22 protein-coding genes are annotated in these 26,550 nt (G+C 53.8%); 1 reads left to right on the top strand and 21 read right to left on the bottom strand.

Translation table 11 applies throughout. The features are described 5' to 3' along the window. Positions 1-18: 18 nt before the first annotated feature. The 21 genes from KJ869_00670 to KJ869_00570 form a co-directional block, all read right to left on the bottom strand. A complete protein-coding gene (locus KJ869_00670; protein MBU1575704.1) occupies positions 19-942 on the bottom strand; it encodes a pyruvate ferredoxin oxidoreductase in 924 nt (307 codons plus the stop codon). Positions 943-1,003: 61 nt separating this feature from the next. Continuing rightward, on the bottom strand, positions 1,004-2,179 hold the full coding sequence (gene porA / locus KJ869_00665) for a pyruvate ferredoxin oxidoreductase (GenBank protein ID MBU1575703.1): 1,176 nt from the start codon (positions 2,177-2,179) through the stop codon (positions 1,004-1,006). Between the two features lies 1 nt (position 2,180). Beyond that, complete coding sequence (locus KJ869_00660) at positions 2,181-2,477, bottom strand: 4Fe-4S dicluster domain-containing protein (GenBank protein MBU1575702.1); 297 nt, start codon at positions 2,475-2,477, stop codon at positions 2,181-2,183. After that, entirely contained in the window at positions 2,474-3,040 is a 567-nt protein-coding gene (locus KJ869_00655; protein MBU1575701.1) for a 2-oxoacid:acceptor oxidoreductase family protein, read from the bottom strand. The genes KJ869_00660 and KJ869_00655 overlap by 4 nt, the downstream gene beginning before the upstream one ends. A gap of 127 nt (positions 3,041-3,167) precedes the next feature. Then, positions 3,168-4,946, bottom strand: a complete 1,779-nt coding sequence (aspS, locus tag KJ869_00650) for an aspartate--tRNA ligase (GenBank protein ID MBU1575700.1) — start codon at positions 4,944-4,946, stop codon at positions 3,168-3,170. A gap of 7 nt (positions 4,947-4,953) precedes the next feature. Further along, positions 4,954-5,535, bottom strand: coding sequence for a hypothetical protein (locus tag KJ869_00645; protein ID MBU1575699.1), 582 nt, complete (start codon positions 5,533-5,535; stop codon positions 4,954-4,956). 67 nt (positions 5,536-5,602) lie between these two features. After that, the gene (locus KJ869_00640) at positions 5,603-5,944 is read right to left on the bottom strand and encodes a carboxymuconolactone decarboxylase family protein (protein MBU1575698.1); all 342 of its coding nucleotides are present in this window, start codon (positions 5,942-5,944) and stop codon (positions 5,603-5,605) included. 134 nt (positions 5,945-6,078) lie between these two features. Continuing rightward, positions 6,079-7,341, bottom strand: coding sequence for a histidine--tRNA ligase (gene hisS / locus KJ869_00635; GenBank protein MBU1575697.1), 1,263 nt, complete (start codon positions 7,339-7,341; stop codon positions 6,079-6,081). After that, positions 7,342-7,809, bottom strand: coding sequence for a PTS sugar transporter subunit IIA (locus tag KJ869_00630; GenBank protein ID MBU1575696.1), 468 nt, complete (start codon positions 7,807-7,809; stop codon positions 7,342-7,344). It abuts the gene before it with no gap. Positions 7,810-7,950: 141 nt separating this feature from the next. Then, positions 7,951-8,961, bottom strand: a complete 1,011-nt coding sequence (hypE, locus tag KJ869_00625; protein ID MBU1575695.1) for a hydrogenase expression/formation protein HypE — start codon at positions 8,959-8,961, stop codon at positions 7,951-7,953. Next, the gene (locus KJ869_00620) at positions 8,961-9,800 is read right to left on the bottom strand and encodes a hypothetical protein (GenBank protein MBU1575694.1); all 840 of its coding nucleotides are present in this window, start codon (positions 9,798-9,800) and stop codon (positions 8,961-8,963) included. The genes hypE and KJ869_00620 overlap by 1 nt, the downstream gene beginning before the upstream one ends. 11 nt (positions 9,801-9,811) lie before the next feature. Beyond that, positions 9,812-10,909, bottom strand: coding sequence for a hydrogenase formation protein HypD (gene hypD / locus KJ869_00615; protein MBU1575693.1), 1,098 nt, complete (start codon positions 10,907-10,909; stop codon positions 9,812-9,814). Positions 10,910-10,922: 13 nt separating this feature from the next. Further along, a complete protein-coding gene (locus KJ869_00610) occupies positions 10,923-11,144 on the bottom strand; it encodes a HypC/HybG/HupF family hydrogenase formation chaperone (GenBank protein MBU1575692.1) in 222 nt (73 codons plus the stop codon). Between the two features lie 14 nt (positions 11,145-11,158). Beyond that, on the bottom strand, positions 11,159-13,534 hold the full coding sequence (locus KJ869_00605) for a carbamoyltransferase HypF (GenBank protein ID MBU1575691.1): 2,376 nt from the start codon (positions 13,532-13,534) through the stop codon (positions 11,159-11,161). Between the two features lie 88 nt (positions 13,535-13,622). Further along, on the bottom strand, positions 13,623-17,006 hold the full coding sequence (locus KJ869_00600; protein ID MBU1575690.1) for a hypothetical protein: 3,384 nt from the start codon (positions 17,004-17,006) through the stop codon (positions 13,623-13,625). A gap of 3 nt (positions 17,007-17,009) precedes the next feature. Next, positions 17,010-19,589, bottom strand: coding sequence for a DNA mismatch repair protein MutS (gene mutS, locus KJ869_00595; GenBank protein MBU1575689.1), 2,580 nt, complete (start codon positions 19,587-19,589; stop codon positions 17,010-17,012). A 1-nt stretch (position 19,590) separates the two neighbouring features. After that, positions 19,591-20,640, bottom strand: coding sequence for an SPOR domain-containing protein (locus KJ869_00590; protein MBU1575688.1), 1,050 nt, complete (start codon positions 20,638-20,640; stop codon positions 19,591-19,593). Positions 20,641-20,646: 6 nt separating this feature from the next. Beyond that, the gene (locus tag KJ869_00585) at positions 20,647-21,111 is read right to left on the bottom strand and encodes a hypothetical protein (GenBank protein MBU1575687.1); all 465 of its coding nucleotides are present in this window, start codon (positions 21,109-21,111) and stop codon (positions 20,647-20,649) included. Positions 21,112-21,184: 73 nt separating this feature from the next. Then, entirely contained in the window at positions 21,185-22,492 is a 1,308-nt protein-coding gene (gene miaB, locus KJ869_00580; protein MBU1575686.1) for a tRNA (N6-isopentenyl adenosine(37)-C2)-methylthiotransferase MiaB, read from the bottom strand. After that, the gene (gene mtaB, locus KJ869_00575) at positions 22,492-23,751 is read right to left on the bottom strand and encodes a tRNA (N(6)-L-threonylcarbamoyladenosine(37)-C(2))-methylthiotransferase MtaB (protein ID MBU1575685.1); all 1,260 of its coding nucleotides are present in this window, start codon (positions 23,749-23,751) and stop codon (positions 22,492-22,494) included. Before mtaB ends, miaB begins: the two co-directional genes overlap by 1 nt. Positions 23,752-23,836: 85 nt before the next feature. After that, positions 23,837-24,772 carry a hypothetical protein gene (locus KJ869_00570; protein ID MBU1575684.1) on the bottom strand — a complete coding sequence of 312 codons (936 nt, stop codon included), beginning with the start codon at positions 24,770-24,772 and terminating at the stop codon, positions 23,837-23,839. Between the two features lie 153 nt (positions 24,773-24,925). Between KJ869_00570 and KJ869_00565 the strand changes: the two genes are divergently transcribed. After that, positions 24,926-26,332 carry an MFS transporter gene (locus tag KJ869_00565; GenBank protein MBU1575683.1) on the top strand — a complete coding sequence of 469 codons (1,407 nt, stop codon included), beginning with the start codon at positions 24,926-24,928 and terminating at the stop codon, positions 26,330-26,332. Positions 26,333-26,550 lie beyond the last annotated feature (218 nt).

Raw genomic sequence — 26,550 nt, 5'->3', positions numbered from 1 at the left:
TTATAAAAGGTAAATATTTTACAGGGAACATTTTTTGTTCAGATGCTCCCAACGGGCATCAATGTCCTTCTGTATCTGGGCGATGATGGTCTGATGTTCGGGTTTCTTTAAATGGCGGAAGCGTTCCTGCTGGAACATCCATTCGTCTATGGGCTTTCGTTCCTTGGGGGTGTAGTTCAGCTTGTACTGGCCGTCCTCCACCTCGTACAGCGGCCAGAAATTGGTCTCCACCGCCAGCCGGCCCAATTCGGCGGTCAACTCCGGCGGATAGCCCCAGCCCAAGCGGCAGGGCTGTAGTATGGCAATGAAGGCCGGGCCGCCCTTGGCCAGGGCTTTTTCCACCTTTTTGGTGAAGTCCGACCAGTTGCCCACCACGCTCTGGGCCACATAGGGTATGCCGTGAGCCGCCATGATCTCGGTCAGGTTCTTGCGGAACTGGACCTTGCCGGGTATCTTTTTCCCGTTGGGGCTGGTGGTGGTGGAGCTGCCCTTGGGGGTGGCCGAGGAGCGCTGGATCCCGGTGTTCATGTAGGCCTGGTTGTCGTAGCAGATGTACAGCATATTGTGGCCCCGTTCCATGGCGCCTGAAAGCGCCTGCAGCCCGATATCGTAGGTGCCTCCGTCGCCGCCGAAGGCGATGAACCGGATGTCCTCTTTGATCTTGCCCTGGCGATGCAACGACTGGTAGGCCGCCTCCACCCCGGAGATGGTGGCCGCCGAGTTCTCGAAGGCGCTGTGAATAAAGGGCACGTCCCAGGCGGTATAGGGGAAGATGGTGGATACCACCTCCAGACAGCCGGTGGCGCAGGTGGTCACTACCGGCTTGTCGCCGGCGGCCAGCAGAGCCTGGCGGGCCACGATAGTGGCCCCGCACCCGGCGCAGGCCCGGTGTCCCCCGGTGAATTTATCGCCCCTGGCCGCCAGTTCTTTAAGATTTGCCATTTTTATATTCCTTGTAATAAAATTCTTACTTCAGAATTCTAAATTCTGTATTCTTTTAGGTCTACTCCCTGACCCCCAGATAGTTCACCGAATCGGCCTTGACCTTGCCGGCCTTCAGGTCCAGGAACAAACCTTCGATCATCTCCATGTCTATCTCCCGCCCGCCCAGGCCGTAGACCACGCCCGCGATCTGGGGACGCTTGGCTGAGCCGTAGAGGGCCGAACGGACCTCGGTGAACACCGGGCCGCCGAAACCGCCCACCGAATCGGAGCGATCCAGCACCGCCACCGTCTTTATGTTCTCCAACGCTTTTACGATCTCTTCCGTGGGAAACGGCCGGAATACGCGAACCTTGAGCAGTCCGGCCTTGACCCCCTGCTTCCGCAGTTTATCAATGACCACCTTGGCGGTGCCGCAGGTGGAGCCCAGTGCCACGATGGCCACCTCGGCGTCGTCCAACTGATATTTTTCTATCAGGTCGTAGCCGGTATCGAACTTCTGGCCGAATTCGGTGCCCACTTCCTTGATGACTTTCAGGGCGTTGTTCTGGGCATCCACCATGGCCCGGCGATGCTCAAAATAATAGTCGGTCAGGTTGATGGCACCGATAGTAAAGGGCTTCTTGACGTCCAACAGGTGCATCATGGGGTCGTAATCGCCGATGAACTTCTGGACCTCGGCGTCCGACAGGGTATCTATCCGCTCCATGCCGTGGGAGATGATGAAGCCGTCGGTGGTGACCATCACCGGCAGACGGACGTCCTTGTGCTCTGCTATCCGCATCGCCTGGATCATGTTATCGTAGGCCTCCTGGGCGTTCTCGGAGAAAATGTGGATCCAGCCGGCATCGCGGCAGCCCATGGAGTCGGAATGATCGCAGTGGATGTTGATGGGGGCCGACAGCGCCCGGTTGACATTGGCTATTACTATGGGCAGTCGCAAGCCGGCCGCGATGTAGACCATCTCGTACATCAGGGCCAGGCCCTGGGAACTGGTGCCGGTCATGGTGCGGGCCCCGGCTGCGGCCGATCCGATGCAGGCAGACATGGCCGAGTGCTCGGACTCCACCGCCACGAACTCGGTCTTGACCTCGCCGTCGGCCACGTATTGGGAGAATATCTGGACGATCTCGGTGGCCGGGGTGATGGGATAGGCGGCCACCACGTCGGGATTGATCTGCTTCATAGCCAGAGCCATGGCCTCGTTGCCGGTCTTGGCCAAAATGATCTTCTGCATGCTATTTGACCTCCTCTTCCATGGTAATGGCCTTGACCTTCTTCTTTCCCGGGCACTCGTGGGCGCAGATGCCGCAGCCCTTGCAGTGCTCCAGATTGAAGCCTGTGACCTTGCCGTCCTTTAGTATGACGGCCGAATCCGGGCAGTATACCCAGCAGAACAGGCACTGGATGCAGTTCTCCGGGTTATAGATCGGGCGGGAGCTTCTCCAGTCCCCGGTCTTGAAATCGACGGCTGTGCCGCCCTTTTCTATATTGCCCCCCAGGGCCAGTTCCTTATATTTCTTCAGTTCGCTCATGCCGATTTTACCTCCTGTGCCGCCCGCTTCATGGATTGGATGTTCCCCTCGATCACCTCCGGCCGGTGGGCGAATTTTTTGGCCAGTTTCTTCTGGGTGTCCTCTAGCATGCTGTCAAAATCCAGCATCCCGGTAACCTTGACCAAGGCGGCCAGCATCGGAGTATTGGGGATCCTCCTGCCGATGGTCTCCTCGGATATCTTGGAGGCGTCCACCGTAAATATCTTGCCGTCAAACTTGACGCTTTTTTTTATCTCCGCTACGCTCAGCCCGGTGTTGATGATCAGGGTTCCCTCCTGGCCCAGGCCGGCGGTAACGTTGATCGAGGCCATCAGGGTGGGATCCAGCACCACCACCACGCTGGGAGATTTAACCGGACAATGCATGAGTATGGGCTGGTCGTCAATCCTATTGAAAGACTGCACCGGAGCCCCCATCCTCTCCGGTCCGTACTCGGGAAAGGCCTGCACGTACTTACCGACCGACAAAGCGGCATCGGCAAACAGCAGTGCGGCGGTCTTGGCGCCCTGGCCTCCCCGACCGTGCCATCTGATCTCTACCATGTTGTATCTTTAACTCCTGTAATAAGTTTCCAAAATCGTTGCCATTTTTTGAGAATACTTAGTATATTCCAAAACGGGATAAATGTCAATAAATTTTAACACCGCCCGGAATGGGGATGGTTAACGCCTAGATCGTCTTAATATGCAGATCCTTAAGCTGCCGCTCGTCCACCTCAGAGGGACTGCCCTCCATCAGGCCGCTGCCGGAAGTGGTCTTGGGAAAGGCGATCACATCGCGGATGCTGTCCCCTCCGGTGATCATGGTCAGGATCCGGTCCAGCCCGGGAGCTATGCCGCCGTGCGGCGGTGCGCCATACTCAAAAGCCTCCAGTAAAAATCCGAACTTCTTGGTGGCTTCTTCGGGCGAAAGCCCCACCACCTTCATCACCTTTTCCTGGATGTCGCGGCGGTGGATACGGATGGAGCCCGAGGCCAGCTCGGAGCCATTGGCCACCAGGTCATACAACTGACCAAGCACTTTACCGGGATCTGTTTCGAGATATTCCAGATGCTCCTCCCTGGGCATGCTGAACATGTGATGCTCGGCCACCCAGCATTTCTCCTCTTGGTTGTAATGGAACAGCGGGAAATCGGTGATCCAGGCAAAAGCGAATTTGTCCTTGGGGATCATATCCATCCGCTTGGCGCACTCGACCCTCAGCGCCCCCAGAGCGGCAAAGACGACCGACGGCTGGTCGGCCACGAACAGCATGATGTCGCCGTCCTTGGCGGACATGACGTTTATCAGTTCCTTGCCCAAGTCACCCACGAAGAATTTGGCTATTGAGCCCTCCAAAGATTCCCCGGAGACTTTGGCCCAGGCCAGCCCCTTGGCGCCGTATATTTTGGCGAACTCGGTCAGCCCGCCGATATCCTTGCGGGACCATTTTCCCCCGCCCGGCACGCAGATGCCCTTCACCTGGCCCTTATTCTCCAGGGCCTGCTTAAAAACGGTAAATTCCGATTTAGCGGCCACGGCGGCGATGTCGCACAGCTCCAGTCCGAAACGCATATCCGGCTTATCGGAGCCGAAGCGGTTCATGGCCTCGGCATAGGCCAGCCTGGGGAACGGGGTCTGGATCTCTATGCCAGCCACCTGCGAAAAAACCTCCTTGAACATCCCCTCGGCCATGGCGAATACTTTGTCCTGGGTGGCAAAGCTCATCTCGATGTCTATCTGGGTATGCTCCGGCTGGCGGTCGGCCCTTAAATCCTCGTCACGCAGACAACGGGCGATCTGAAAATACTTGTCGAAGCCGGCCACCATCAATATCTGCTTGTATATCTGGGGCGACTGGGGCAGGGCGTAGAATTTGCCCGGCTGGACCCGGCAGGGAACTAAATAATCCCGGGCCCCCTCGGGAGTGCTACGGGTCAGCAGCGGAGTCTCGATCTCTAGAAAATTCTGGGCGCTAAGATAATTGCGCACCGCCAGGATGAAATTGTGCCGCAGGATGATATTCTGAGCCAGCGCCGGACGCCGCAGGTCCAGATAGCGGAATTTAAGGCGCAGGTCCTCCGAGGCGGTGGTCTGGTCCTCAATCACAAAGGGCGGCACGGCCGAACTGTTGAGTAGTTTGACCTCGCCGGCCAGCACTTCGATCACCCCGGTGGCCATACTGGTATTGGCCTGGCCCTGGGGTCGGTTCCGCACCGCGCCCTTGACTGCGATCACGTATTCGGACTTCAGTTCCTTGGCCGCCTCGGTCAGTTCGGCGTTCTGGGCCGGATCGAACACCACCTGGGTGATGCCGTAGCGGTCCCGCAGGTTGATGAATATCAGCCCGCCGTGGTTGCGGCTGCGATGCACCCAACCGCATAGGATTGCCTGCTGGCCGATATGTTCAGAACGAAGCTCCCCGCAGGTGTGGGTGCGTTCCCAGTTGCCTAAGGTTTCAAGTTTCATAAAGCCTTTATTTTATTGAATAACTGATAAGTTTCGTAGAATCTTCGGGGTTAAAAACAAAGCCAACATTGGGCGCATACCATTTTACAGTTGAGACAGGATCCTCTCTAATATTATCCCTTTTCCTTAATATTTTATAGCAATTTGGGAAAGTACCAGCAGGAACAGTGATGCTACCAAGGCCAATAACATACATAGAATCATAATTCGCTAATAATGGGTATGGTGTCACTTCCCATTTTAAGCCAACATATAAAGGATACTTAAGCAACACCAAAATATAGTTTGTATCTGACAGGCTAGGATACCGGCGTATTTCCTTATCGGTTTTTTGTAAATACACCTTCATAGTATAACCTGCAGTTATTGTGTAAAGCGCATAAACCAAAGAACCGGTAGACAAGGTATCAGTTTCTCCTATGGAATCCGTATAATCCCAAAATGATGAATACTTCCACCATGACCCTGAAGATATTGGATAATAATCCGATTGTGTTGTACCATCACTCCCTACCGGATTTTTCTTGCTGCAGCTTAATAAAGTAACTAAAGTAAGAAGAATAGGGATCCATCTGTATTTTCCTGCCATAACGCAAACCTCCATTTATTTTGCAACAGATATACCTATAATTTATTTTCGCGTATTTTGCGGAAAATTATTTCTCCCCATCGTCCCACATCTCATACGCCTTGCGTATATGCGGTATGGTGATGGACCCTCCCACCACCAGCGAGATGTTCATGATTTCGTCGAATTCCTTGGTGCTTACCCCCAGCTCCTTGCACTGCAGAACATGATAGGTGATGCAGTCGTTGCAGCGCAGTACGGTGGAGGCGCACAGCCCCAGCATCTCTTTAGTCTTGGCCGGCAGGGCCCCGTCCTGGTAGGCGGCGGTGTCCAGATTGAAGAACCGCTTGATCCCGGTATTCTCCGCCGCCAGTATCCGGTCGTTCATCTTGGACCGGTAGGCGTTGAAGTGTTTAATTTTTTCGGACATGGGAGCCTTTCCTGCTAAAAACGCTAAAGTGATTACTGTTCTTTTAAACCCATCCCCCGTCCCCTTCCCTCGAGGGAAGGGGTGCAGGGGTTAGGTTTGTCCCCCTCCGCATCGGAGGGGATTGGGGGAGGTCTTCACTCGCACTGGCAGTACTTCAGCACATTGATCACCAGTTCTCCCAGCGGCACCTCTGTCTGGCTATGCCCATCCATGTCCTTCAGCGTCACTACGCCTTTCTTGATCTCGTCCTCGCCGATCAGTACCACGTAGCGGGCGTTGAGACGCCCGGCCTCGCGCATCTGGGCCTTTAAACTACGGCCTAAAAGTTCCTGCTCGCAGATCAGGCCCTTTTGGCGCAGCTGTGTGCAAAGCAGGCTGCCTTTCTTTACCGCCTCATCACCCAATGTGGCAATGTAGACATCGGGCCGTTTTTCTAACGGCAGGTTCACCCCCTGGTTCTTCAGTGCCAGGATATAACGTTCTAAACCGGAGCCGAAGCCCACCCCCGGCGTCGGATCTCCCCCCAGCTCCTCCATCAGCCCGTCGTATCGCCCACCGCCGCCCAGGGCATCCTGGGCACCCAAGTGCTGTGAGACGACTTCGAAAGCAGTCCGGGTGTAATAGTCCAAGCCGCGCACCAGGTTCTTGTCCAGTGTGAAGGGGATCTCAATGTCTTTAAGTCGGTCCTGCACAGTCTGGAAATGGATCTTGCATTCTCCGCATAAAAAGTCCTTCATCTCTGGAGCAGCCTTGAACTTTGCCTGGTCAACCTTGCAGTCCAGTATCCTTAATGGATTGCGATCATAACGTTCCTGGCAGTTGTCGCAGAGCCCCGGCAGCATGGGTTTGAAATACTCCATCAGCTTCTGACGGTAAAGCGGCCGGCATTGGGAACAGCCCAGGCTGTTGAGCCTTAAACTTAAGCCACCCAGTCCCAGTTTCTGCAGGGTGAAGAATAACAGCGCAATCACTTCCACGTCGGCCAGCGGGCTCTGGCTGCCCAACACCTCGGCCCCGAACTGGGTGTGCTGGCGCATCCGTCCGGCCTGGGGCCGCTCGTAGCGGAACATGGGGGCCAGATAGAAAACCTTTGCATAGGGCTGTTCCTTCAGGGAATTGTGTTCGATCAAAGCCCTTAAAACCGGCGGCGTCCCTTCGGGCCGGAGAGTGATGGAACGTTGCCCCTTGTCGGTGAAGGTGTACATCTCCTTTTGGACGATGTCGGTGGTGTCGCCGGTGCCCTTGACAAACAACGCGGTGTCCTCGAAGACCGGGGTCCGTATCTCCTTGAATCCGTATATCCGGGCCTGCTCCCTGATCACCGTTTCGATGTGCTGCCAGATATGGACCTGGTCCGGCATCACGTCATAGGTGCCTTTGCTGGCTTGAAACTTCATTTACCTGACCTCGCCCTTTTCGGCTTCCATGAAAATATCCATCACCTTCTGGGGATCGTCCGCCGCCAGCAGCCTGGCCCGGATGTCCTCCCGGTTCAGCAGGCGCGACACCAGGGCCAGCGCCTTGACGTGGTCGGCAATTATGCTCTGGGGTGTGGCGATGAAAAAGAATATCTGCACCGGCTGGCCGTCCAGCGAGCCGAAATCTATCTTGTTCCGGCAGAGGCCGAAAGCACCGGTCATCTTCTTTAGCCCCTTGGTGCGTCCGTGGGGAATGGCCACCCCCTTGCCGATGCCGGTGGACATCAGCCCCTCGCGCTCCATAGCCGAGTCCAGCAGTTCCCGGCCGTCGGTTATCAACCCGTCCTTGACCATCAGGCCGATAAGTTCGGCAATGATGTCCTTTTTGTTCTGGCTGGACAGAAAAACGCAGGTGCGCTGTTTATTTAAGATGTCTTCGATCTTCATGACAAAACTCCTCTACTGTATGGCCTGTTAGTATATTTAATTGTCATCCTGAGTACACTTACAAACGTGGCAGATCGTAGGACGTTTCTCGTCACCCGTTCAACTTATTAAGCAAGAAGTATCCCTCAGGGTGACATTTTTTCAACAGATCCGCGGCAGGGCCTCGCCCTCCAGCATCATCAGCGGCCGCCTGCTGCCCAAGAATGTGGTCAACAGCACCTGAGGCTTGCCGGATTCGACTTTCCCGATGATGGCCGCCTCTTTGCCCAGCGGGTCTTGGCGCATGACTTTTAAAATACTTTCAGCATCCTCGCTGGCTACTATGGCGATCAGTTTCCCCTCGTTGGCCACATAGAGCGGGTCCAGCCCCAGCATCTCGCAGGCGCCTTTGACCTCCGGCTTAACGGGTATCTTTTCTTCCTCGATATTGATGGTCACCTTGGACTGCCCGGCGATCTCGTTCAGAGTGGTAGCCAGGCCGCCCCGGGTGGGGTCGCGTAAAACATGGATGCTCCCTGCCTTCAGCACCGATGACACCAACCCATTAAGGGGTGCCACATCGCTAAAAAGATTGCCGCTCAGACCGAAGTTGTTCCTGGCGTTGATCACCGCCGCCCCGTGATCGCCGATGTTCCCGCTGATGATCACCACATCGCCCGGTGCGGCCAGGGAACCGGAGACATTGACGCCTTCGGGGATCACCCCCACTCCGGAAGTGTTGATGAATAACCCGTCGCAGGCTCCCTTGTCCACCACCTTGGTGTCTCCGGTGACTATTGATACCCCGGCTTCCTTGGCGGCGGCAGTCATGGAATCAACCACTTTCTCCAGGGTTTCAACAGAAAATCCCTCTTCAATGATAAAGCCGACCGAAAGATACAACGGCGTGGCGCCCTTCATGGCCAGGTCGTTGACCGTGCCGCACACCGCCAGCCGTCCGATATCCCCGCCCGGGAAGAATAGTGGCTTGACCACATAGGAATCGGTAGTGAATGCAATTCTGCAATTTGCATTTTGCATTTTAAATTCTGCCGCATCGTCCCCCTGGTCAAGCATCGAATTTGAGAACCGGGGTTTGAAGACCTTCTCTATCAACTCGTGGGAAAGACGCCCTCCGGAGCCGTGGGATAATAATACCACCTTACCTTCAATCATTTAGCCTTCCTTGGAAAAAAATCAAAGGTACTTAGCATTCCAATTCTATAAAAAAAACCACCCACTCCAAAAGACTCTGGATGTGTAATACCTGCAATATCATAACTCGTGCTATATGGTTTTAAGCAAATTGATACGCCACCTTGCATAAATATCCTGCACCAATGGGGTCCGATGCCTGCTTGAACTGCAGGTTCAATATTAATAAATGAGACATTTTGATATTCCGTTGGGTACTCATCTTCGTATATAGTGCCCAAATTAACATAATCCACAACATTAAATTTCGGATATAAAAGATATACTATTCTTCCACCGAAGCCAAATTCACTAACATCATTTAAATAGCCAATGTTCAATTGAGCAAACAATTTTTTATAATCGCCTTGTAGCATTCTTGGACGATCAGGCCATAAGGGCAAGTACTCTTTTTGATAAAGCTTTCCTTTCCCAAAACCTCCGAATATTTCAATTATTTTTTTTGTCGAATCAATCCTACCAATGCGATAGCCTACCCCGATCTCACCATACCATGAATCCGTTATATATTCCTTTAATTCTTGTGTTGCAAAAGTTCTATCAGAATATTCTTGTCTATCCACATAATAATTGATATAAGCCCTGATACGTCTATTACACACATAAACAACACTTCCGTCTAAACCCCCTTTTTGACTATAATATAACCCTCCTTCTAAACTACGGCTGTTATCCAATAATGCAACACATAGAGCATTGGGTTTATATGGGGGAGGTGCACCATCTGCAATAGTTGTTAAAGCGCCAAAAATAAACATTGTGACTAAAAACGATTTTATGTAACTATTTACCTTCATATATTACCTTTTCAATTTTGATATTTATACCAGGCGGCGCAGGCCCCCTCGGAGGACACCATGCACGGTCCCACCGGGCTTTCCGGCGTGCATTTTTTTCCAAACATCTTGCATTCGTCCGGCTGGTTCAGGCCCATCATCACTTGGCCGCAGAGACAGCCTTCCGGCTCGACGGCCGGCTCCACTTTGATATCGAAACGCTTTGAAGCATCGAATGCACTGTATTCTTCCCTGAAGCAAAGCCCGGTATCAGGGATACTGCCAATGGCCCGCCATTCGACGGTGCAGGGCATCATAACTTTATCTATTATCGACAGGGCATGGGGATTCCCGGCATCGGGCACGCCCCGACGGTATTCCGTCTGAACGGAGAAAGCCGAACCATCTTTTTTATGGACCCTGATCTGTTCCAGAAGCATCACCAAAGATTCCAGAATGTCCAGCGGCTCGAACCCGGCGATGACGCAGGGGATCTGGTATTGAGCCGGAATGAATTGATACGGCTTGCTGCCAATGATGGCCGAAACATGGCCCGGGCAAAGAAACCCGTCTATCTTGGTCTGACCAGATTCCAGTATCGCCTTCAGGGCATGGGGTACTGTCTTGAAGGCCGGATAGACCAAAAAGTTATTAATCCCTCTTTCTTTTGCCTCCAGCACCGTGGCGATGATGGTGGGCGAAGTGGTCTCGAAACCCACTCCGGCAAATATCACTTGTTTCTGCGGATTCTCGGCCGCGATCTGCAGGGCATCCAGCGGGGAATACAATATCCTGACATCGGCTCCCTGGGACTTGGCCTCCCGCAGGCTGCTGTACGAGCCCGGCACCCTAATCATATCGCCGAAGGTGGTGAAGATCACATCCTTCAGACTGGCAATGGCGATCATCTTGTCTATGTCGGACAAGGCGGTGACGCACACCGGACAGCCCGGTCCGGAAAGAAGCTTTATTGATTTGGGGATCAATCCCCTGATGCCGAATTGCGAGATGGCCATGGTATGGGTACCGCAGACCTCCATGAAGGCCGCCGGGCCATCGCAAAGGGCTTCGATCCTCTTCACCAACTTTGCGGCCACCGCCGGATCGCGAAATTTATCGAGATCAATCATTGCCGATACCCCGTCATGATATGGTGATGCCGGTGTCTTCCAGCAGTTTGTAGGTTTCCTCGGCCTCCTCCGGATCGATCCGCTGGATGGCGAACCCGGCATGCACCAGCACGTACTCGCCTACCTTGGCGTCGGGCATAAGCTGCAGGCCGATCTTTCTTTTAAGACCCCGGATGTCAACCTCGGCCTTGGTGCCGTCGATATTTTCGATTTTGGCTGGTATGGCTAAACACATATTATATTCCCATATTACTTGTTATTTATCACAACAGAAAGCGCCTGCCCCAACGCTATACCGCCATCGTTTGACGGCACCTGACGGTGAAGCAGGACATCATAACCTGAATTCTGAAGTTGTTGTCGTATCTGCCGTAACAGATAACGGTTCTGAAAGACGCCCCCAGACAGAACTGTGGTATTTATGCCGGTTTTTGACCTCAAATTATCGCACATCAGCAAAGTAAAGTCAACGATTGTGTTATGGAACTTGGCCGAGCAAACCCCAGCGTTTACACCCGACAGGATATCGTCGGTCAGCTGTTCCCACAGTCTTTTCACTGACACTAAAATCATTCCATTTTCTTCAGCCAGATCATACTCGTATCTTTCATTGATCCCTGAAGCAAGGCAGTTCTCCAGTGCCATAGCCGCCTGGGCCTCAAAAGTAATGCTCCGGCAGACGCCCAGCATGGCGCTGACCGCATCGAACAACCGGCCCAGGCTGGATGTCCAGGCCAGGTTAAAGCCGTTCTCCAGTTGTTTTGCTATCACCTCCAGCTCCGCTTCATTATCTTTGGACATCAGGTTCACGGGGAGCTGGTTGAGAAAATATTTGCTGTAGGCAGCAGCGATTCGATAGGGCCTTTTGATAGAGGCCTCCCCGCCCGGCAGGGGCAGATATTCCAAATGCCCGGCCCTTTCAATTTCTTTGCCGTCGAATACAAAGAACTCCCCGCCCCAAGTCTTTCCATCCTCGCCGTAGCCGGTGCCGTCGAAGGCCACCCCGATGGCCGGAATGACTTTTCCGTTATCGGCCAGGGTGCTTAAGATATGGGCTTTATGGTGCTGGACTGCGCGCAGAGTTATCCCGGTCTGTTCCCTGGCCCACTTGGTGGTCAGGTAATCGGGATGCAGGTCGTGAACGATAATTTCCGGTTTTATCTTGAACCACTTCTGGTATTTACCCACCATTTCTTCAAAAAATTCCAAGGTGGCAGTGTTGTCCATCTCGCCGATATGCTGGCTGACATAGGCCTTATCGCCCGAGGCCAGACAAAAAACATTCTTCATCTCCCCACCCACCGCCAGAGTCGGAGGCACCGGGACCGGGAGATTGATGGGATTGGGGGCATAGCCCCTGGAATGCCGGACTATCTGGATAAAAGATAATTTCTCGTCCTGCTGGTCTCCCTGGGTTTTTTGACCTTTGATCTTTGATCTTTGATTTTCATCATCGGTCACAAACACGATGGAATCATCGTTGCGATTCTCAATATCCCTATCGTTAAACAAAAAATAATCGGCAATGCCCGACAGTTTGTCCAAAGCTTCCCGATTGCCGATAACCACCGGCTCATCCTGTATATTACCCGAGGTCATTACTAATGCCTTGACTCCGGGGGATATTTTTTTCAGCTCTTTAAATAAAAGATGATGCACCGGAGCATACGGCAACATCACTCCCAGATAATTGTTCCCCGGAGCCACATGATTGGATATATTTGATTTTTTATTTCTTGCCTTGAGCGTTGCCGAAGGATTGATTTTTGATTTTGCCAAAAGAACAATCGGCGCCTGGCTTGACCCCAGCACCTTCGCCTCCCTATCGTTCACTTCGCAGATGTTCCTTACATCATCCAATGACCCGCACATCAGGGCCAGCGGCTTGTCCAGCCGGTTCTTTCTGTCACGAAGTTTTTTAACCGCCGGATCATTGCCGGCATCGCAGGCCAGATGAAACCCTCCTAACCCCTTTACGGCCAGGATATCCCCGGCCATCAGCAGCTTTGCCGTTTGTTCAATGGCCCCCTGCTTCCTGGCAATTTCATGCCCGTTCTTATGACATAGCCGGTATTGCGGGCCGCAGTCAGGGCAGGCGTTAGGCTGAGCATGGAACCGGCGGTTCTCAGGGTCGTCATATTCCTTTTGACAAGTGGGACACATAGTAAAGCAGGACATGGTGGTAAAGGGCCGGTCATACGGAGTGTTTTTGATGATGGAGAACCTGGGGCCGCAGTTGGTGCAGTTAATGAAAGGATAATCATGTCGCCGGTCTTTCTTGTCCAGCATTTCAGCAAGACAGTCCCGACAGAGAGCGATATCCGGTGATATTCGAGTGATGCCTTCTCCTTCAAGACTTTCCCTGATGGCAAAATCGTGATGTTCCCCAGGTTCCATTTCGGATACCGCCATATGATCAATAAAAGCCTGTGGCGGCAGCTGGCTTTTGATATCCGACAGAAAGGCATCGATGCCGGCAGGAAGTCCCTGGGCCAATATCTCCACCCCCCGGCTGGAGTTGAGCACCCAGCCAGAAAGATGGTGGTTTTTTGCCAGCCGGTAGATATAGGGACGGAATCCTACCCCTTGGACCATTCCATTGATGATTACTTTTACTGCTCTCATTTTAATAAAACTTTTTAAAAAGGCCGCCCCTGTCGGGACAGCCTTAAGGTATTAACAGGAATTAAATTTAGCGTATCGATGGTTCCGGTCAGGTGAACAGGCCGGATTTTTTATCTATCTGGAGTTCCAGGTCCTCCAGTATCCGCTTCTGCTCGTCTATCTTGCGGGACAGCTCGCGGGATTCCTTCTTCATGTTCTCCATCTCGGACATCTCCATAGAAAGCATCTGGAAACGCTTGAGCAGGGACGCTTCCTCGCTGGTCTTGGCGGCAATGGCCTCCTGCACCGATTTTAGTTTGGCCTGGGCAGACTCGGCCTCTGAAGCCAACTTCCCTATCTCCTGCTGCAGGCTCTCTTTCCTGGTGCTGATGCCGGCCATCTCCATATCAGCCTGGGCGTTCAACTCCTGATTCCGGTTCTTTAGATCGGCCAGGGTCTTCTCCAATTCCTCACGCTGGCGTTCCTTGCTCTCCACCTCCGATTGAGCTCCTCGCAGTTGATCGTTGATGCCCTCCAGCTTGCGGTTCTTCTCCTCCATCTCCCGCTGGATCTGTTCAACCTGCTCCGTCAGCTTCTGCTTGGAGGTCTCGGTCTCCTGGGCCAGGCTCTCCAACTCCCGGCTCTGCTGCTGGACCTGGTCCTCGAACTCCCGTTTGGTATCACTCAGCTGAAGATCAATATTTTCCTTTTGCGACCTGGCATCGGCCGCCGCGATTGATAACTCCTCCTGCTCGGACTTTAAATTTCCCGCCTCATCCCGCAGGCTGTTTATCTGGCCGGATAAAGTCTCCGACTCATCCCGGTCTTTCTCAAGCTGGCTCTTTACCTTCTCCAGCTGACCGCTAAGATCAGCCAGTTCTGACTCGGCCGTCTGGAGGCTGCGGGCTCTTTCCTGCATCAAGCGCTGGTTCTCGGAGTCTATCTCCTCCAGTTCTTTTCTTCCCTGTTCAAGCTGTGCCGCAAACTCCCCTGCTTGGGCCTTCAACTCCCGTGTTTTGGATAGCTGATCCTCAATGGAACTGCCCTGCTGGGTGCGAAACTCCATAGCTTCCTTGATCCACTGTTCCAGGCCGGTCCGTTTTTTCTGCAGGGCATCAAGCTGGTCATCCAGTTCTTCCTTTTCGGCTGTTAGCCGCTCGACCATCTCTTCTTTTTCAGTCTTTATCTGGTCTACCAGTATTTTCTGCTGTTCGATGTTTTCCGCCAAAAGCCGGTTCTCCCTGCTGTTGTCTTCCAACTTCTCCTGGACATCGTCGTGCCGGCCCTGGACCGACTTAAGTTTTGATTCCCAATCCGACAGTTCGTTCCGTCTTCTGCCGATTTCGTCATCCAGCGCTGTTTGCTCCTCAAGCATAGCGGAATATCGCTGACGAGCCTCATCTATCTGCCGGGTGGTCTGGGCCAGCAGCTCGGACTGGGCCCCTTGTTCCTGTTTGGTGCCGGCCAGCCGCTTCTCCAGCTCCTCCTGGCTGGACATGGCCAGGCTGATGGATTCCGACAGGTGGAGGTGTTCCTGCTGGCGGCCTTGGATCTGTTCCGCCAGATCATCCGATTCGCGCTGCAGAAGGTTCTGTTTATCCTCCAACTGGCTGACCTCGATCTGCCGGGCCTTGATGGTGTTTTCGGTGGAAATAATCTGGGCCTTGTTGGACTCCACCGCTCCGGCTGTATCATTCTTTTGTTTGTTGAGCTCATCTGTTTTCTGGGCCATTGCCAGGCCGCTCTGCCGGAGCGATTCTATCTTCTGCTGAAGCTGGATGATTATCTCCTGCTTTTTCTCAATGCTCTCTTTAAGTTCCGCCAGCCCGGTATCCAAGGCGGACACCTGACGGTTCCTTTCCACCAACAGACTGTTGGAACTGGTCAATTCTATATTCAGGCGATCCAATTCAGATTCGTTCTTCCGGCGCTGTTCCTCGGTCTTCTCCAGTTCCAGCCTGGCCTGGTAGGTCTGCTGATTGAGCTGCACCTTTTGGTTCTCCAGCTCGGAAAGCTCCTGGGTGGTTTGGTCCATCTGGGCCTGGTTCTGTTCCACCGTCTGCTTCAGCGATTCTATCTGGCCGGGCAGCTCCTGCAGCGAGGCCTGCTTGCCGGAGAGGTCCTTCTGCAATTCGGCCGCCACCGTCTCCAACACCGCCACCTGGTGCCGTTTTTCGTCCAGGGTTTTTTCTACCTTGGCGGTGGCCTCCGAGGCCATCACCCCTTGTTGCAGCTTATCCTGTTTATCCTGCTCGGCATGTATTATCTGGGAGTTCAGGTCCAGCAGGATATTCTCGTTCTCAGTCCGGCGTTTATCCAGGTCCGCCACTTCTGAGCCAAGGCTATCCACCCTCTGCTGGGTCTTCTCCATCAGCTCATTAAGGGCCTGCTGTTCGTTCTGGCGCAGGGCATGTTCGGCGGAGATTTTTTGCAGGTTCTGCTCGGTATCGGCAATCTTCTGTCTCAGCTGATCAAGTTTTGTTTCGGAGGCCAGGTTCTCCTGATTCAGTGTTCCCTGTTGGGCCGAATCCCTTTCGATCTCCTCCTGCAGCGATATGCTTTGTTTTTCCAGGGTTTTGACATCAGCCTCCCTGGCTTTCAGGGTGGCAATGGTCTCCTTGAGCTGATCCCGGTATTTGTCCAGTGAGTCTAGGGTCGATTTGCGTTCCTTTTTACTGCGCCTTATTTGCCTGAGTAATTTGGCCTCATCCTTGCGGCGCTGTTTTATCTGGCCGTCGATGAATTTTTTCTCCAGCTTCTTGATCTCCAGCGCCTCGTCAATCGGCTTCTCCTGGCGCTGGAAAATACGGGTCAAAATGCTCAGAGCAGGAGCTCCGGCAGGTTCCGGTTCCCGGCCCTGATCCATAGGTGCTTCGTACTCTACATATTCCGGTTTATCCTCGACAGCTGGCGCCGGGGCAAAACCCTCCGGCTCCACAGCTGGCACAGGATCGGATATATTTTCCGGGCCTTCATTATTTTCATTCCAAGTTTGTTCTGCAGGATCCTGTTCTGGGATGGGCTCGAGAGCTTTTTTGAAAATCCTGCCAAATAGTCGGCTAAAAATGCCACCTTTAGACTCCTTTTCGGATTCCACCTGCCGGGTATCGGGGTCCCCTTCCGGATCGTCCTGAAGATAGGCTTCCTGTTCCGACCCGACCTCGGTCTCTGCCGGAAAGGAGAATTCTTCCGAAGCATCAGCTTCCAACTCAACAGTTATATCTTTTGTCTCCTCGGAATCGGTTTCGGCTGAACTGTCTTCTGACGGCAATACGGGATTTTCGACAGGGACGTCTTCATCGGTCACCCGGAACTCATCCTTTACCGACAGGGCCCGGCTGATCCTCTTGGCGGACCTGGCCATCCGGCTGAAGAAGCCGCCACTGGAGTCCTCCATACCTTCCGGAGAGTTGCTCTGGCCGGGCTCTTGCTCATTCGGCATCCGGCTATTAAGCTCCCGGTTTTCCTGCTGGTCAAAATCTTTCAGGGCCATAGGTCATTCCTCTCCAGACATTTTTTTTAATTTGGCTAATCTGTTAAGAGCCTCGATGGGGGTCATGGTCTCGGGCTGCAGATGTTTGATCTCCCGCAGGATCTCCTGCTCCTCTCGGCTGAAAAGCTCCAATCGGTCTTCCTCTTGGCGGATCTGCCCATGCCTGGCCAGGCGGGGCGTGGCATCGGACAGCAGGGCATCCTGCTCCAGGTTGTCCAGTATCTCCCTGGCCCGGGAGATCACCCTGGCCGGGATGCCGGCCAGCCGGGCCACCTGCACCCCGTAGCTCTGCCCGGCGCTGCCCTTGACCACCTGCCGCAGGAAGATGATCTCATCTCCCCATTCCTTGACCGCCATGGAATAATTCTGCACTCCAGGTAGCTGGACGGCCAGTTCGGTCAGCTCATGATAATGGGTGGCAAACAGGGTCCGGCAGCCGATCTGATCATGCAGGTATTCGCTGACCGCCCAGGCGATGGCCAGCCCGTCGAAGGTGCTGGTGCCCCGCCCGATCTCATCCAGCAGCACCAGGCTCCGGACGGTGGCGTTGTTCAGGATATTCCCGGTCTCGTTCATCTCGGCCATAAATGTGCTGACCCCTTTGGCCAGGTCGTCGGAGGCCCCGATTCGGGTGAAGACCCGGTCGGTGATGCCGATATAGGCCTCCCTGGCCGGTACGAACGATCCCATCTGGGCCAGGATGGTCACCAAAGCTATCTGCCTTAGGTAGGTGGATTTCCCGGCCATGTTGGGGCCGGTCAGGATGATCAAGCGGTGGTCGCTGTCGTTCAGCAGGGCGTCGTTGGCCACGAACTGTCCCAGCTGGAAATTCCGCTCCACCACCGGGTGTCGCCCCTGGATGATTTGGATTCGGGGAGAGTCGTCCACCACCGGGCGGACGTAGCGGTTGTTTATGGCGGCCAGGGCCAGGCCGCAAATAGCATCGATAGCCGCCACCGACTCGGCGGTTTCCTTGATCCGCTGGCTCCAGGATGATATTTCCTGGCGCAGGCCGGCGAAGATCTCCATCTCCAGGGCCTTGATCTTTTCCTCGGCCCCCAGCACCTTGTCCTCGTAGGCCTTCAATTCCGGGGTGATGAACCTCTCGGCATTGCTCAGGGTCTGCTTTCTGATGTAGTCATCAGGAGCCAATGCCAGATTAGTTTTGCTGATCTCGATATGATATCCGAAGACCGAATTATATTTTACTTTCAGGGATGGAATGCCGGTGCGCTCCCGTTCGCTGTTCTGGTATCCGGCGATCCAGCTTTTGCTGTCGCGGGCCAGAGAGCGAAGCTCGTCCAGGTCAGGGTTGAACCCATCCCGAATGACCCCGCCTTTGGATAACGACAGCGGCGGATCATCCGCCAGGGCTTTGGCCAACAGATCGGTCAAACCACCGAAATCATGCAGGACAGTGCAAAGATCCTCCCAGTATTTTCCCGGTGGCAATCCGGTTTTTATATTCGGAATTTCGGCCAGTGATTGTCCCAAGGCCAGCAGGTCCCGGGGCCCGGCCCTCTGGCAGACGATCCGCCCCAGCAGCCTTTCCAGGTCCTGCACGTTCCTGAGCTGTTTCCCAAGTTCGTCCCTGGCGGCCCGGCCCTCCAGCAGGCTCTGGACGGCATCCTGTCTTAAGGTTATCTCATTCAGATCCAGCAGCGGGGCCGCCAGCCAACGTCTTATCAGCCGGCCGCCCATAGCCGTCACCGTATGGTCTATGGTGTTCAGCAGGCTGATGCCCTGGGGATGGCCCTCGGGGAAAAGATTCAGATTTCTGATGGTGGCGTTGTCCAGCAGCATCTGGCCCTGCAGGGAGTATGGCACCATTTTGGCAATGTGGCTGACGGCTATCTTCTGGTTCTCCTCCAGATAGCCGATGGCCGCCCCGGCCGCACCTATGGCCAGGGTCAGATCCTGGCAGCCGAACCCGGCCAGCGAGGCCGTTTTGAAATGCCCCAGCAGTTTCTTCAGTGCCGAGCCCTGCTCAAAATGATGATCCTTCCGGTCAGTCAAAGTGAACCCGGCCAGGGCCGGCCCGATCTTCGGACGGTCGGAACCGGACACCAGTATCTCTGAAGGCTGGTTGCGCAGCATCTCGTCGGAAAGCTCCGCCAGGGACATCTCGGCCACCCTTAAATTGCCGGCCGACAGGTCGCACAGGGCCAGCCCGCACCGTTCCTGATGGCAGTTGACCGCGGCCAACAGGTTCTCCCTTTTCTCATCCAGCAAAGAGGATCGCATCACCGTCCCGGGGGTGATCACCTCGGTGACCTCGCGCCGGACGATGCCCTTGGCCAGCTTGGGATCCTCCACCTGATCGCAGATGGCCACCTTGTGTCCGGCCTTGATCAGCCGGGTGACATAGCGCTCCAGGGCATGGTGCGGGATCCCGGCCAGCGGGACATCGTTCCCCTTGCCGTGGTTGCGGGCGGTCAGCGCTATCCCCAACACCTTGGAGGTCAGCACCGCATCCTCGAAAAATGTCTCGTAGAAATCGCCCACCCTGAAAAGAAGGATGGCCTCGGGCTGTTCCTGTTTGATCCGGTGATACTGGGCGATCATGGGGGTCACTTTTTCCATATCACCTTTCGACCACCATCGTTTTCAGTCCGAATTTTTCTTTCAGGGCCTGCTGGGCTTTTTTCAACTCGGATGAATTTTCATAAGGGCCGGCCTGCAATTTGTATATCGTGTTCTTGCCTTCCCTGACCTCCTCCACTACGGTGTCAAAGCCTTCGGCCCTCACTTTTTTGGCCCAGCCATCCATGATCGCCTTGTTATTGTAGGCTCCGATCTGCAGGTAATAAAAGCTGAGAGGAGCAGGTTCCTCCGGAGCCGGCGGCTGATCGGCCGTTTGGGGCTGGGTAATTTCGGCCGGGCTGGGCGAATTATTCTCGGGCCCGGTCTCCGAAAGGCTCTCGTCGTCCTGGTTTTCCTGGGTCAGGGCGGCTATCAGATATTCCCGGGCGCTGCCGGATTCCGGAGTCCCGGGGAAAAGATCCATGATCCTCCTCCAGTACTCCTTGGCCCTGGCAATATCGCCTTTTTTCTGCCAGTACCCGGCCAGGGCATTCAGCAGGGCGGCCCCTCCCGGGGCCCGGGGATACTGATCCAGATAGGCGTTGACATAGGCCTCGGCTTTGCTCAGGCTGTCATTGCCCAGGGCCATCAAAGCCAGCTTGGACAGGCTTTCCCTGCCGGCCGGGGTGCTGCCGTACCGCGAATAGGTGTAGAGATACCGCTCCCTGGCCTGGGCGACCGAACCCACGTTCTGCAGGTATTGGGCCGTAGCGTAAGAGGCCTGAGAAGCCAATGAATGGGCGGGGTAGTTGTCCAGGATGAACTGGTAATGGCCGAAGGCATTGTTTCCGCTGGTCTCGATACGGGCCAGGGTGAACCTGGCCTCGGGAATGAACTTTCCCCGGGGATGGCGGGAAAGATATTTTTTATAAGCCTCGGTGGCCTCGGGATATTTCCCGGCTTGGCACAACTGCCAGGCCGCTTCGTATTCCTTCTCCTCGCTGATCCCGAAGCAAAAAGAGCTGTTCAACAACAGGAACACGATCAATGGCCAGGCCGATCTCGCTGCCGGACCAAATATCCGCTTTATGTCATGACCTTTATATGGCATTCAATGTTAATAAAGATTGCGGTTATTGGCCTCGGTCTGAAGCACCCACTGGAAACTTACGATATAATAGGATGACTGTTGACTTGTTCCCGTAACAGTTAATTTACAGTAGTGTATTATTTTATCTGTTCTTACGAAATAGCTTTGTGCGTCAATAACACCAGAAGTTAGGAAATACCCCGTATCTGGGGCAACTGAACCGGAACCACTAATGATACCGTTAGCCCCTTCAAGAAGAAGTGGGATACCATAGTTTAAATAAATTTTCCCATAACTTAGACCACCACTTTGGAAGTAATACGTATTTCTTGTACTATCGGGAGAAACGGACATTTGCCCCGTCCCGGTAATCACCGTAGTGGTCGGAGCCTCGGTCGGTTTAGGTGTGCAGCCTTCAAAAGATAAAATGAAGGCCAGGGTCATCGCCACTAATGGCAACAACCACAAAAGGGTGTATTTTCTTTTATCCATAGTTGTTTATTTTAGCGCATTAAGGGAATAAATTCAACAAAAAACTGTCCTTAAATATTTAACTCAAGGACAGTTACAGCATCGAGCCGGTCAGGGTGGACTGGGTGGCCTTATTTACTCTTACTTTGACTACATCCCCGGGACTGACGCCCGATGCGCAGTCAAAGGCCACCGGCTTGTTCCCGGGGCTGCGCCCCCTCATCTGCCCCCTTTTGGGGACGGCTTTTTCCACCAGCACCGTTAAAGTTTTGCCGATATCGGCCTGGTTGGATTCCAGCGAAATTTTCTGCTGGAGCGATATCATCCTTGCCAGGCGATCCTGCCTGACATCTTCGGCCAGTTGCCCCGGCATCTGGGCCGCCTTGGTGCCGGGTCGTATGGAATACTTGTAGGTGAAGGCCGAGTCGAATCGGATATCCCGCATGACAGCCAGGGTCATTTGGAAATCTTCTTCGGACTCGCCGGGGAACCCGGCAATCAGGTCGCTGGTCAGCGCCAGCTCGGGCATCAGCTTCCGGGCGGAAATGACAATCTCCCGGTATTGCTCCAGGGTATATTTGCGATTCATAAGGCCCAGGACCCGGTCGCTGCCAGACTGCAGTGGCAGGTGCAGGTGCCGGCAGATCTTTTGATGTCCGGCCATGGTCTCCAGCAGTTTATTACCGCAGTCCTTGGGATGGGAGGTAATGAAGCGTATCCTCTCTATCCCCGGAACATCGGCCGCTTGGGCCAACAGGTCGGGGAAGTCAGCACCATCGGAGTGGTAGGAATTCACGTTCTGGCCAACCAGAGTGATCTCCCTGATGCCCCCCTCGGCCAGGCATCTTATTTCGCCGAGGATGTCGCCGGACGGGCGGGAATACTCCCGCCCCCTGACATAGGGTACTATGCAGTAACTGCAGAAATTGTCGCAGCCCCGCATCACCGCTAAAAAGGCGCAGACCTGCTTTTCGAATGATGGTATTATACTTCCCTCACCGCCTCTTTCCTCCAGGGAGGTCAGGGCCTGCCGCTGTCCGTTCTTCAAGTAATTATCAAGATGCCCGGCTATCTCCTGGAACCGTTCGGTCCCCAATACCAGATCCAATTGAGAATAGCGTTCCAGCAGGCTTTCTCCGTTCTCCTGCCCCACGCAGCCCATCAGCACCATCATCCGGCCCGGTTTCCCCTTTTTCCAGGACTTGAGTTCGCCTATACGCCCCAGCACCCGCTCCTCGGCATGTCCCCTGACCGCACAGCTGTTGATCACCATCAGCTGGGCCTGCTCCGGATCCTCCGTCTCCCGGCAGCCGGCCTGGTCCAGCAGGGTCCTTACCGCCGCCGAATCGTAAAGATTCATCTGGCAGCCGTAGGTCTCTATGTAATATATCAGATTCAACATTATTTAGGATTATCCAACCCCTCTATCGGCTCTGCCATCAGCCCCTGTTCATAAGGCTCCGATAATCTTACCCTAACCATTTTGTTCTTCATGTCCCGGTCCGTCCTGAAATACACTTTGTGATAGTGCTCACCGAAACCGGACCACAGCCCCCTGTCCGATGACTCCACCAGCACCAGCTCGGACTTCCCCGCCAGCCCGGATAAATATTCCTGCTGCAGGTTTTCGTGAATATCCTTCAGGCGGTGCAGCCGCTCCTTCTTGATATCCTCGGGAATCTGCCCGGCCATCAGGGCGGCCTTGGTGCCGGGCCTCTTGGAATAGGTAAAAATATGCAGATGGGTAAACCCCATCTCTTTTATGTTGCGGACGCTCTGGCCGAAATGTTCCTCGGTCTCACCGGGAAAGCCCACGATGATATCCGATCCGATGGTGATGCCCGGCATGGCCCGCCTTAATTTGTCCATTAGTTCCCGGTAATAGGCAACGCTGTATGGCCGGTTCATTTTCTTTAGAATGCTATCACATCCGCTCTGCAGCGGCAGGTGAAGATGTCTGGCCAACAGCGGTATGCCCTGCATGGTCTCTATCAAGTCGTCGCTCAGGTCGTCGGGCTCCAGGGAGCTCAAACGTATCCGATCCAGGCCGGGAATATCTTTTAACGATCTCAGCAGGATGCCCAAAGATGGCTTGAAATCCCCCAGCCGGATACCGGTGACCACTAATTCGCGGTGGCCAGAGGCGGTCAGGTTTTGGGCTTCGGATAATATCTCGTCCAGCGGACGGCTACGGGAAGCCCCCCGGGCCAGCGGCACAATGCAATAGCTGCAACGATGATTGCATCCGTCCTGGACCTTGATGAAGGCCCGGGTGTGCCCATGGAATGTTTTTATCCTGGAAGGCACTTTGTCTTGGCCGATCCCCAGCCAGTTCAGCAACTGACCGGCGGCTTCACTGCTGTGTCGCCCCAACACCAGTCCCACCCCGTCTATTCTGGAAAGGGTCTCTGCCGATAGCTGTCCGTAACAGCCGATGATGATGCTTTTGGCTGACGGATTATTGCGAATGATTTTCCTGACTGTCTGTCGGGCCTGCTGTTCGGCAGACAAGGTCACCGAGCAAGTGTTGACCAGATAAAGATCAGCTTTGTCCTCATCATAGCGCAGACCGGCACCCTCCAGGGTGGTCCTCCAAAGCTGGGAATCGTATTGGTTGGCCTTGCAACCGAAGGTGGTTATTTGAAATGAAATTTCTGACATAACGGTGAATTATATTACATCGGGCGGATAAATGCAAATAACTAAAAAAGGCGGCTATTCGCCGCCTCAGATAGTAACCATTATTTTAAAATGTCAATTGATATTTGCCGGTGCCGTCGGCGTTCATTATCCAAAGCTTGCCGTTAGTTCTACAGCAATTGCTGTATACTATCTTAGTCCCATCCGGCGACCATCGTGGGTATTCGCCGATATTATCACAAATGCTGGGGTCGCCCATCAGATTCTTGTGATTGCCCCCAGATGCGCTGATGGTATATATCTGCGATAAGCGTAAATATTTTTGGCACTGGACAGCTATGGTATTACCATCTGATGAATACATGGGATTTTGTGTTCTTCCATATATGGTATCAATTAATGTTGTATCGCATGTAAAAATATCTATTTTTTTCAAATAATAAAAATAATATGTGTAAGAAGGGTCATTACTGTAAACCAGTCCTAGTACTGTTTGGTTATCGATCCAAGCAGGGCTTTCATAATAAGGGGCAATTCTTCTTTGCGAATTACCATCCTTATCCATTACCCATATACCGCTTGAATCTATGCCTTTATAAAATGCGATATTATTTCCATCCTTGCTCCAAGCTGGATATGAACATAAACCCATATTTGTCAGCCTAATCAAACTATCTCCGTTGGCTTTTATTTTATAAATATCCAAATTCAATGAAGCTACTATCCACTGTCCGTCGGGGGACCAGTCGGTTCCGCAAAACAAAGTGTATTCTGGGTTGTCTGCTGTTATAAAAAATGGCTGCATCTCACTGCCATCAGGCTTTACAGTCCATAAACCCATGGAATCTGGGTAAGTATCGCCATCATGGTTATCAAAAAGTATTCTACTACCATCAGGCGACCAACTGGGCCAATAATGATATACACCATGCGGCGGGTTTACCGGCAACGGGTCTGGCTTTGGTTCGACGGGTTCTTCCTTACTGCACCCCATGCCGGCAACCAGCAAAAAAATCAATATTGATTGAATGTATGTTTTCATTATAGTATTATTCTATAGCTAATATCTATATGTTAGTTTAACAATATAAATTCCCATTGTCAATAATAAAGTTGAACCAACCGCCATTTTCATGAAAAGACTTTTATACAACTCTTGCATTTTACTTATAAATGAATTATCCTTATCCCCGTTATGCCTGAAGATAAATATTCAAAAACTCAATCTACGGCCCGGCCGGACAAAGAACCCGGCCGGAGCCTGAAGATATCCATCATCGAGGGCTCCTTTGCCTCGGTCCACATCGCCATCACCATCGGGGCCCTGGTGACCGGGTATGCCCTGATGCTGGGGGCCAACGATTTCCACCTGGGCCTGCTGGCCGCCCTCAGCGCCTTATCCAACGTTGGAGCGATATTCAGCGCCTATCTTGTCGGCCTTCTGGGGCACCGCAAAAAACTGACCATATGGGCGGCCACCCTGGGGCGCCTGCTGTGGGCGGCCCTGTGCATACTGCCCTTCCTCAATGTCCTGACTGGATGGAAATTATTGATATTCTTCCTGGTGATATTCGTTGCCAACACCTCTGTCAACATGGCCAACAACGCCTGGCTGTCCTGGATGACCGACTTGGTGCCGCTGAAACGACGTGGCTCCTACTTCGGGCTGCGCAGCACCATCCTGGGTGCGGTGACCATGGCCGCCAATTTCGGCGCCGGGAAGCTGTACGATGTCATGAACAGCCAGGGCCATCAACAGCAGGCCTTCGCCCTGATCTTCGGGGTGGCCGCCCTTGCCGCCGTCATCGCCGGGATCATTCTATCCAAGCAATGGGAACCGCCCCTTACCGGCGAAAAACCCCTGCCCATTTCGGAGTTGTTCCGGCTCCCCTTTGCCAACCGGGACTTCCGCCGCCTGCTGCTGTTCTTCGTCCTGTGGTCAATGGCTACCGCCGTGGCCGGGCCATTCTTCGCCGCCCACATGATCAAGAACTTAAATATGCCTTTCGCGGTGATCGCCTACTATTCCATCATCGCCGGGATCCTGAACTTCGCCTTCCAGCCGGTTTGGGGCCGGATCATAGACCGCTTGGGCAACAAGCCGGTGATGATCTTCAACATGCTGGGCATCTTTACCCTGCCCCTGTTTTGGCTTTTTGCCGCCCCTAATTTCTATCTGCCGATATGGATCGACGCCTTCATCAGCGGCCTGGTCTGGCCCGGGTTTACCCTGGCCACCTTCAATCTGCTTTTGGTGAGCGCCCCCGAGGAGAACCGCACCGCCTATCTGGCGGTCCAGAGCATGGTGACCGGCCTCGCCATCTTCGCCGCCTCGCTGATCGGAGGCTGGCTGGCCAACAGCCTGCACGATTTTAAATTTATAATCTTTGGGCAGACCATAATCAATTTCCACCTGCTTTTCGTGCTGTCCTCCATCTGCCGGATATCGTTGCTGCCCCTGGCCCTCAAACTAAGGGAGGACCAGGCCCAGTCGGTGGGGACCCTGCTGGATATGGTGGGCGACAAATCATCCCAGCGGTTCAGCGAGATGCTTGATTCGGGGATAATGACGATAAAACAAATACGGAATCAGTTGCAGTAAGTTTTAAGGGCCCGGCGATCAGCCGGGCCCTCTTATTGAATCCCTCCGCCTCGAGCGGCGGGTTCTAAATTAACCATTAAAAGTTCCAGATCCAGGTTGTCTTAAATCCCTTAAACGGCGGCTCGTATCGGCAGTAACCGCCGGAGCACACCAACCCGCCCTTATTCTGTCCGGCCGACATCTCAAGCTTTTGGCCCGGCCCCAGGTTTATGACTGCG

The sequence above is a fragment of the Candidatus Edwardsbacteria bacterium genome (genome assembly GCA_018821925.1).
Classification (GTDB): Bacteria; Edwardsbacteria; AC1; order AC1; family EtOH8; genus UBA2226.
Note: the sequence above shows the minus strand (reverse complement) of the source record. Positions and strands in the feature narration are given on the sequence as shown.